Source organism: Candidatus Thiothrix phosphatis (assembly GCF_035668035.1).
Taxonomy (GTDB): domain Bacteria; phylum Pseudomonadota; class Gammaproteobacteria; order Thiotrichales; family Thiotrichaceae; genus Thiothrix; species Thiothrix phosphatis.
The window spans coordinates 1-8630 of sequence record NZ_JAYMYJ010000121.1; the positions used below are offsets into that span (position 1 = coordinate 1).

General features: G+C 58.3%; 7 protein-coding genes and 1 tRNA gene. 5 read left to right on the forward strand and 3 right to left on the reverse strand.

Features of this window, described 5'->3' with window-relative positions; genetic code table 11:
• Positions 1–6: 6 nt before the first annotated feature.
• The 3 genes from VSS37_RS13775 to VSS37_RS13785 form a co-directional block, all read right to left on the reverse strand.
• Positions 7–81 (reverse strand) — tRNA-Arg (locus tag VSS37_RS13775).
• 19 nt (positions 82–100) lie between these two features.
• Positions 101–2473: a mechanosensitive ion channel family protein gene (locus VSS37_RS13780; protein WP_324696142.1), complete on the reverse strand. Its 2373-nt coding sequence runs from the start codon at positions 2471–2473 to the stop codon at positions 101–103.
• 3 nt (positions 2474–2476) lie between these two features.
• The gene (locus VSS37_RS13785) at positions 2477–3553 is read right to left on the reverse strand and encodes a polysaccharide lyase (protein WP_324696144.1); all 1077 of its coding nucleotides are present in this window, start codon (positions 3551–3553) and stop codon (positions 2477–2479) included.
• A gap of 148 nt (positions 3554–3701) precedes the next feature.
• Between VSS37_RS13785 and pyrG the strand changes: the two genes are divergently transcribed.
• The 5 genes from pyrG (at position 3702) to ispD (ending at position 8592) form a co-directional block, all read left to right on the forward strand.
• Complete coding sequence (gene pyrG, locus VSS37_RS13790; RefSeq protein ID WP_324696146.1) at positions 3702–5351, forward strand: CTP synthase; 1650 nt, start codon at positions 3702–3704, stop codon at positions 5349–5351.
• Positions 5352–5353: 2 nt separating this feature from the next.
• Positions 5354–6187 (forward strand): 3-deoxy-8-phosphooctulonate synthase, encoded by an 834-nt coding sequence (gene kdsA / locus VSS37_RS13795; protein WP_324696148.1) that lies wholly within the window; start codon positions 5354–5356, stop codon positions 6185–6187.
• Positions 6188–6206: 19 nt separating this feature from the next.
• Positions 6207–7487 (forward strand): phosphopyruvate hydratase, encoded by a 1281-nt coding sequence (gene eno, locus VSS37_RS13800; RefSeq protein WP_324696150.1) that lies wholly within the window; start codon positions 6207–6209, stop codon positions 7485–7487.
• Positions 7488–7568: 81 nt separating this feature from the next.
• On the forward strand, positions 7569–7904 hold the full coding sequence (locus VSS37_RS13805; protein ID WP_375339147.1) for an FtsB family cell division protein: 336 nt from the start codon (positions 7569–7571) through the stop codon (positions 7902–7904).
• Positions 7894–8592 carry a 2-C-methyl-D-erythritol 4-phosphate cytidylyltransferase gene (ispD, locus tag VSS37_RS13810; protein ID WP_324696152.1) on the forward strand — a complete coding sequence of 233 codons (699 nt, stop codon included), beginning with the start codon at positions 7894–7896 and terminating at the stop codon, positions 8590–8592. Before VSS37_RS13805 ends, ispD begins: the two co-directional genes overlap by 11 nt.
• Positions 8593–8630: the final 38 nt, after the last annotated feature.

The following is an 8630-nucleotide window of genomic DNA, read 5'->3' on the forward strand; positions in this document are numbered from 1 at the left end:
TTTTATTGGCAGCCCCAACAGGAATCGAACCTGTAGCTGCCCCTTAGGAGGGGGCCGTTTTATCCATTAAACTATGGGGCCAATCAGGAGAGTGCATATTCTAGCCTAAATCGGCAGGTTTGGCAGGAGTTTCTGCGCCGCTGGGCGGTGCGGGCGGGTCGTCCCTGACCATATGTATGGTGCGCTGCGGGAATGGCACGTCAATGCTGTTCTGGCGGAACGCCTTGTCAATCGCCAGGTTCAGGTCGCTGGTGACGCCCAGTTTCGTTTCCACATCACGGATGAAGCAGCGCAGTTCGAAATTCAGCGCGTTGTCGCCAAAGCTTCGGAACAGCACCGACACTTTCATGTCGCTGCGTTCTTTCAGCACCTGCGGGTGCGCGTTGGCGGCGTCGCGCAGGATTTCCATCACTTTTTCCGTGTCCGAGCCGTAAGCGACGCCTATCGGGATAATGACCCGGCTGAAATTGTCGTTCAGCATCATGTTGGTGACCTGCTGGGAGATGATTTCCGAGTTGGGCACGATGATGTCCGAACGGTCAAAGGTCTGGATGGTGGTCGAGCGGATGCTGATGTCGCGCACATAGCCTTCCGCACTGCCAACCTTGATCCAGTCGCCACGGCGGATCGGGCGCTCAAACAGCAGGATCAGGCCGGAAACAAAATTGTTGACGATGTTTTGCAGGCCAAAACCGATGCCGACCGATAGCGCCCCGGCGATGACCGCCAGATTCTTGAACTGGATGCCCGCCACCGCCAGCCCCAGCAGGATCGCCAGCAGGATGCCGCCATAACCGGAAATGGTGGTGATGGCCTCGCGCGCGCCCCGGCTCAAGGCTGTGCGTCGCAGCCAGCTTTCCGCCAGATGCTTCTTGAACACATGTGTCAGGCTGACCAGGAACGCCATCGCCAGCAGGCCGCTGATGATCCGCAGCGGTTCCAGGGTGAAACCGGCGATCTGGACGCCATTGGCCAGCTTTTCCAGCAGGAGCAGGAAACTCTGTTCCGGCATTCCCCACAAACGCAGCGCCAGCACCAGCAAAACCCCGCCCACCACCAGTGTGTTGGTGAGGCGCAACCATAACAGGCCGGGCAATACTTGGCTGCTTTTTAAGTCCAATTGCCGCCGTAAGCGTTGTTGCCAAGGTGCGCGGCCTTCATCCAGGCCATCAAAGATTTCCCCCTGGATTTTCAATAGCAGCCATGCCGCCAGCACCAGGAACAGGCTGCCGAACACGCCGGTAAACAGGAACACGGAAAAATTCCGGAACCCCAGCCACAAGCTGGCCACGGCGGCCAGCGACACGCCAGCAGCCAACACATGCAGGCGTGTGTGCCGGATGAACAGGACATGCCCCGACATTAGCCAGATCAGGCGCGTCAGGGTGATGCCGGTCACGCCGCCAAACAGGTTGCGGATCAATCCGATCAGGTTGCTCGGTTCCGGGCTTTCCGGCGTGGCGAAGTCGAACAAAGGGGAATGGAACAAGGTGCCGATCAAGGTTGCGCCAATCAGCAGCTGCGCCCAGAACTTCAGCCGCTGGCCAGCCCGCCGGTCAGCAGGCTCCACACCTTCCACATTCAGGGCATTGCGCAGCAGGGAATGCAAGACGCCATAGCTCAGGCTGAACAACAGCAGCGCCAGGATAAGCTGTGTCACCGCCGGTATGCCTGCCGGGTAAAGGTATAAGGAAAGCGCCATGGCACCGGTAAACAGGCTGTAGGGCAGAAAACGCAGCATGCTCAACCAGACAGCCGCCAATGTCGGGCTGGTCGCATTGATGGCTGGCATTTCTGCGCGGTATTGGCGCCGTTTGCGGACGCTCCAGAACAGCCCCCCCAGTGACCCGACGAAACCGTAACCCAACGCCAGCCACAGATGTTGCCAGTTGAACGGCAGATTGCCGAGGATGCGCCATGCGCCCGTAATTTCAGTTTTCCAGATGCCAGGCTCCAGCAGGATCACGCGGATGTATTCCCACAGCGGGGTGGTGCGGGCGAACAATTGCTGCTTCAGCAATTCCTGCCGGGTTTTGCGCGCTGTATCCAGCAGGGTGGCAGCCTGCAAACTGAGCAGGCGGCATTGGGACAAGGTTGTGTCGTTCTGCTGTTGTTGGGCCGCCAGTTCCCCACGCTTGCGTTTGACCTCCGCGTCTTCTTCGGGGGTCGCTTTCCCCAAACTGTCGATGGCCTGTTGCGTCTGTGTTTGCTTTTGTTCGTACTGGCTGACGCAGGCTTGGGCGGTTTGCCCCAGCCCCGTCATGGTGGGCGTCAGGCTGTCAAGCCGGGTCATGTCCAGCTCTGGTTGCTGGAATGTTTTGTCCACGGCGTCCAGTTGTTTGTCCAGGCTGTCCAGCGCCTCAGCAGAAAAGTCATCTGCTGCCGCCTGCAACGGCGTCGCCAGCCAAACCAGCAGCAGGAAAGAATGCAATAGGCACCAGCCGGAGATGGTTTTGTTCCGTATCAAGCCCATGCTTCACATCCTATTGGCCGAGAGCGTGAAATCGTCCAGGTATAGGAGCATGTCGCGCTCAGGGGCCCATTCCGGCCCTTCGCCGCCAAAGAAAACCGAGAACAGGAAACGCTCAATCTTGAGGCCGTTGCCCAGCCGGAAGCGCAGGCCGTCTTTATGCAGCACCTCTTTGCCATCCAGCCAAGTGGTGATGATGCCGTCGCGTTTGCCAGGGGTGTTGAGGCGCACAAAGGTCTTGACCTGATGCCACTGGCCTGTTGCCAGCGGCGGGGCATCCCATGCGAAAAAATCGCCGTAGTTGCCGGGTTGATCCATGTGGTAGACATATTGCCCTGCCTTGCCGCCTTGCACCCACATCGCCCGCACGCTCCAGCCGTCGCGCCCGTCAGGTTTGCCGCCGCCGGTGCGGGGGTTGAAACTGCCGATACCGGGCAGTTTCCCACCCTGCACGAAATCGAAGTTCGCCGGAAACTTGAACCAGTAGGCGTAGTGCAGGCTGTCGAGTTGCGCGCCGATCTGCGGTTTCCAGTTGGCGCAAGTTTTTTCGTCATTGCAGCCGGATGCGCCTTTGGGAAGCCTGATGCGCAAGGAGCCGCCCTGGCTGTTGCGGGCTTCCGCGCCGCTGACGACGGTGACGTTGTCCAAGCCCATGCTCCAGTCGGGGCAGTTCCAATCGCGGAAATAGTCCTGTTCGCGGTAGCTGCCGGGCTGGTCATGGTCAAAGCTGATGCGGATGGGTTTGCCGGAGGCAAGCGGGGTTGCGCCGCTGCAATAGGCGTTCAGGTGAAAAGCCTGGTAATGGAGGTTTTCACCTTCTTGGGCGGGCGGGTTTGCCGGGGCTTTGAGGCTGTTCAGGTAAGCCCAGGCCGGATGGCTGGCGGGTGGTTCGGGGTTGCCATTGTACAGCACCAGCACTTTGTCCCACTGCCTGCTGTGGGGGTTCCATTGCAGTTTGGCCGCCATTTCGAAGGGTTGTTGCGGGTTGTTGGTGGCTATGACGCGCACATCCTGTGGAGCCGCCAGCACAGCGGTGGAGGGCAGGGTGGCGAGGCACAAGGTCAAAAGGATAAGTTTGTTCATGGGGGCAGTATAACGGCTTGGAGAGTCCGGCTCACCTTCGGCCATGCGGTAAGGTCATGCGATTGGTTTCTGCTTTCGCAAAAACTGCCGCGCTGTGCTAGGATGCGCCCGCATGATTGTGACTCACAAGGATGCAAATTCTCCTCATATGGCACGATATGTCTTTATCACAGGCGGTGTGGTTTCCTCCCTCGGAAAAGGCATCGCCGCCGCCTCCCTCGGCGCCATTCTCGAAGCGCGCGGCCTCAAGGTCACCATGATGAAACTGGACCCCTACATCAACGTCGACCCCGGCACCATGAGCCCTTTCCAGCATGGCGAAGTCTTTGTGACGGAAGACGGCGCGGAAACTGACCTTGACCTGGGGCATTACGAACGTTTCGTCGGTTTCAAGGCCACCAGGCTGAACAACTTCACGACCGGGCGGATTTATGAAAACGTCATCCGCAAGGAACGCAAAGGCGAATACCTGGGGGCCACCGTCCAGGTGATCCCGCACATCACCGATGAAATCAAACGCTGTGTGCGCGCCGGGGCGGCGGGCGCTGACATCGCCATGGTCGAAATCGGCGGCACGGTCGGCGACATCGAGGCGATGCCGTTTCTGGAGGCCATCCGCCAGATGGGGGTGGAGGATGGCAGGCAGAACACCCTGTTCATCCATCTGACCTTGTTGCCCTACGTGGCGGCGGCGGGCGAGCTCAAGACCAAGCCAACCCAGCATTCGGTCAAGGAATTGCGTTCCATCGGCGTCCAGCCCGACATCCTGCTATGCCGCAGCGAACGCCAGTTGCCGGAAAATGAGCGCAAGAAAATCGCCCTGTTCACCAATGTGGATGAGCGCGCCGTCATTTCTGTGCTGGACGTCGACAATATTTACAAGGTGCCGTTGTGGTTGCATGCGCAAAAGCTTGACCGCATTGTCGCGGAAAAGCTTGGCTTGGCCGACCTGCCGGAAGCCGACCTGTCCGACTGGAAAAATGTCGTCAGCGCCATGGAGTTCCCGGAAGCGGAAATCACGGTCGCCATGGTCGGCAAATACGTCGACCTGACCGAGTCCTACAAATCGCTGAATGAAGCGTTGACCCATGCGGGTATCCAGACCCACACCAAGGTCAGGATCCGTTACATTGATTCGGAAAAGCTTGAATCGGCTGACGAACTGGCGCTGGAGGCGCTGCACACTGCTGATGCCGTCCTGGTGCCGGGCGGTTTCGGCAAGCGTGGCGTGGAAGGCAAAATCCGCGCGGTGCAGTATGCGCGTGAGAACCGGATTCCCTACCTCGGCATTTGCCTGGGCATGCAGGTGGCGGTCATCGAATTCGCCCGCCATTGCGCCGGGCTGGCGAATGCGCACAGCACCGAATTTTTCCCCGGCACGCCAGACCCGGTGATCGGCCTGATTACTGAGTGGCAGACCGAAGACGGCAAGATCGAAAAGCGTTCCCAGAATTCCGATTTGGGCGGCACCATGCGCCTCGGTGGGCAACCTTGCCTGTTGCAAGCGGGGTCACTGGCGCGCGCAACTTATGGTTCCGAGCAAATTATCGAGCGGCACCGTCACCGCTACGAGTTCAACAACCATTACCGCGACATCCTCAGCCAGCATGGATTGGTGTTGTCAGGTGCCTCCATCGATGGCAATCTGGTGGAAATGGTGGAGCTGAAAGACCACCCGTGGTTTTTGGCCTGCCAGTTCCACCCGGAATTTACGTCGCGCCCACGGCAGGGGCATCCGCTGTTCAGCGGCTTCATCCGGGCGGCGCGCCGTTGCCATGATGTGAAAACCGGAGGTTGAGCATGCAGTTGTGCGGATTTGAAGTGGGGCTGGAGCAGCCGTTTTTCCTGATCTGCGGCCCCTGCGCCATTGAGACGGAAAAATTGGCGCTGGAAACGGCGGCGCAATTGAAGGAAATCACCGGCAGGCTGGGCATCCCTTTCATTTACAAATCGTCATTCGACAAGGCCAACCGATCCTCGCACACCAGCGCACGCGGCGTCGGTTTGGAGGCTGGCTTGCGCATCCTCGAAAAAGTCAGGCGTGAAATTGGTGTGCCGGTGTTGACTGATGTGCATGAAGACACGCCGATGGATGAAGTCGCCAGCGTGGTGGACGTATTGCAGACCCCCGCCTTTTTGTGCCGCCAGACCAATTTCATCCAAAACGTGGCGCGGGCAGGCAAGCCGGTGAACATCAAGAAAGGCCAGTTCCTGGCACCGTGGGACATGGGCAACGTGGTGGAAAAAGCACGCGCTGTCGGCAACCAGCAGATCATGGTGTGTGAACGTGGCTACACTTTCGGCTACAATAATCTTGTTTCCGATATGCGCGGCTTGGCGATCATGCGTGAAACCGGCTGCCCGGTGGTGTTTGACGCCACCCACTCAGTGCAGTTGCCGGGTGGGCAGGGCAGTTGCTCCGGCGGACAGCGCGAACATGTGCCGGTGCTGGCGCGGGCGGCGGTGGCGGCGGGCGTCGCCGGGTTGTTTGTCGAATCGCACCCAGATCCGGCCAACGCCATGAGCGACGGGCCGAATTCCTGGCCGCTGGATCGGTTGGAAGAGTTGTTGGAAACCTTGCTGGCGCTGGATCAGGTCGTCAAGGCACAGAAGTTGCTAGAAAACACATTGTAAGTTTACCGGGAAAATTGAAATGTCTGAAATCAAAGCAGTAAAAGCCCGTGAGATTGTCGATTCACGCGGCAACCCGACCGTGGAAGCGGATGTCATCCTCGCCAGTGGGGCGATGGGACGCGCCGCCGTGCCATCCGGTGCCTCCACCGGCTCCCGTGAAGCCATTGAGTTGAGGGATGGCGGCACACGTTATTTGGGCAAGGGCGTGCTGAATGCGGTCGCCAACGTCAACGGTGAAATCGCCAAGGCGGTCATCGGCAAGGATGCAGCTGATCAGGCTGGTGTCGACAGTGCCATGATTGAACTGGACGGAACCGACAATAAAGCCCGTTTGGGTGCCAATGCGCTGCTGGCGGTTTCGATGGCGACCGCCCATGCCGCCGCCAACGAACAAGGGCTGCCCTTGTACCAGTACCTTGGCAAAGCGGACGCCTACCAGTTGCCGGTGCCGATGATGAACATCATCAATGGCGGTGCACATGCTGACAACAGTGTGGATATGCAGGAATTCATGATCCTGCCAGTGGGTGCCACCAGCATGGCGGATGCAGTCCGTTATGGCGCGGAAGTTTTCCACAATCTCAAGTCCGTCCTGAAAAAGCGCGGCCTGAATACGGCTGTTGGCGACGAGGGCGGTTTCGCCCCTGATTTGTCTTCCAATGAGCAAGCAATCGAAGTCATCCTGGAAGCCATTGACAAGGCCGGGTTCAAGGCCGGGCAGGACATCTGGCTAGGCCTGGATGTGGCCAGTTCCGAATTCTATCAGGATGGCAAATACCTGCTGGAATCCGAAGGCAAAAGCTTTTCTGCTGAAGAGTTCACTTCCTATCTGGAAAACTGGGTCAACCAGTATCCGATCCTGACCATTGAAGACGCGATGGCGGAAGGCGACTGGGCAGGATGGGCGCATTTGACCAACGTGCTGGGCAAGCGTATCCAGTTGGTGGGCGATGACCTGTTTGTCACCAACACCAAAATTTTGCAGGAAGGCATCGACAAGGGCATCGCCAACTCCATCCTGATCAAGGTCAACCAGATCGGCACCCTGACCGAGACATTGGCAGCGATCAAGATGGCGCACCAGGCGGGCTATACCTCTGTGATTTCCCACCGTTCCGGTGAAACGGAAGATGCCACCATCGCCGACCTCGCAGTTGCGACCAACGCAGGCCAGATCAAGACGGGTTCACTGTCGCGTTCTGACCGTATCGCCAAGTACAACCAGTTGCTGCGCATTGCGGAAAGGCTGGGCAGCAAAGGCGTTTATGCGGGGAAATCAGCGTTCAAACAACTGGCCTGATAGCCTTTCCAGGCAGATCTGCTATCCTCTTATGGCGGGCTTGTCCCGCCATATTTATTTCTGAAAAACCTGAACATGAGCATGACACGCATATTATTTCTGGTCTTAGGGTTGTTGGCGCTAGGGTTGTTTGTACGCCTATGGGTTGGGTCGGGCAGTTATTCCGACATTCAGAACCTGGAACAGAAAATTGACCAGCAGAACGCCGCCAATGATGAGCAGGCGGAGCTTAAACGCAAGTTGCAAAGTGATGTCGTCAGCCTAAGCAAAGGTGATGCGTCGGTTGAAGAGCATGCCCGTAGCGAACTGGGTATGATCAGGCAGGGGGAAACATTTTATCAGGTTATTTTGAAATCGGATCCCACCCCGACGCCAGGGTTGACGCCCCCCGTCAAGGATGGCCCACATGTTGAGTAAGGTTTGGGTTGTCATTCCAGCGGCAGGCGTCGGCGCGAGGATGCAGGCGGACAGGCCCAAACAATATTTGCCACTGGCGGGCAAAACAGTGATTGAGCATACGCTGGCTTGTTTTGCCGGGCATCCCGCCATAGCGGGCATTGTTGTGGTGGTCAGCGCACAAGACCCTTTTTGGCCGCAATTGCCAGTCAAGGAAATGTCCATATTTACCGCGATTGGTGGCAAAGAGCGGGCGGATTCTGTGCTGAATGGGTTGAATTATCTCACCGAACAATTACAGGCAGCAGAGAGCGTGAATGTGCTGGTGCATGACGCCGCCCGCCCCTGCTTGAGCCGTGGTGACCTCGACAAACTGCTGGTGGCGGGTGCGGATGAAAGCGCGGGGGCAATCCTGGCGGTTCCAGTGCGGGATACAATGAAACGCGCGGGGGCAACTGTTCCCCCACATATTTCCCATACAGAAAACCGCGAGGGTTTGTGGCATGCATTGACGCCACAGATGGCACGGCTGGGCGTATTGCGCGCGGCATTGGCGGATGCTCTGCGCAAGGGAGCCATCATTACCGATGAAGCATCCGCATTGGAGCAGTCAGGGCTGCATCCGCTGCTAGTGGAAGGCGACGCCCGCAATATCAAGATTACCCGTCCCGCTGATCTGGCGTTGGCGGAGTTTTTTCTGGCTGCCTGAAACGAAAAAACCCCGCTTGCGCGGGGCTCCCCTTCCTG

What these genes read in the sequence shown, in the direction of transcription:
- eno (WP_324696150.1), top strand. Translation starts at nt 6,207, where the DNA reads ATGTCTGAAATCAAAGCAGTAAAAGCCCGTGAGATTGTCGATTCACGC.
- pyrG (WP_324696146.1), top strand. Translation starts at nt 3,702, where the DNA reads ATGGCACGATATGTCTTTATCACAGGCGGTGTGGTTTCCTCCCTCGGA.
- VSS37_RS13805 (WP_375339147.1), top strand. Translation starts at nt 7,569, where the DNA reads ATGACACGCATATTATTTCTGGTCTTAGGGTTGTTGGCGCTAGGGTTG.
- VSS37_RS13780 (WP_324696142.1), bottom strand. Translation starts at nt 2,473, where the DNA reads ATGGGCTTGATACGGAACAAAACCATCTCCGGCTGGTGCCTATTGCAT.
- ispD (WP_324696152.1), top strand. Translation starts at nt 7,894, where the DNA reads ATGTTGAGTAAGGTTTGGGTTGTCATTCCAGCGGCAGGCGTCGGCGCG.
- kdsA (WP_324696148.1), top strand. Translation starts at nt 5,354, where the DNA reads ATGCAGTTGTGCGGATTTGAAGTGGGGCTGGAGCAGCCGTTTTTCCTG.
- VSS37_RS13785 (WP_324696144.1), bottom strand. Translation starts at nt 3,553, where the DNA reads ATGAACAAACTTATCCTTTTGACCTTGTGCCTCGCCACCCTGCCCTCC.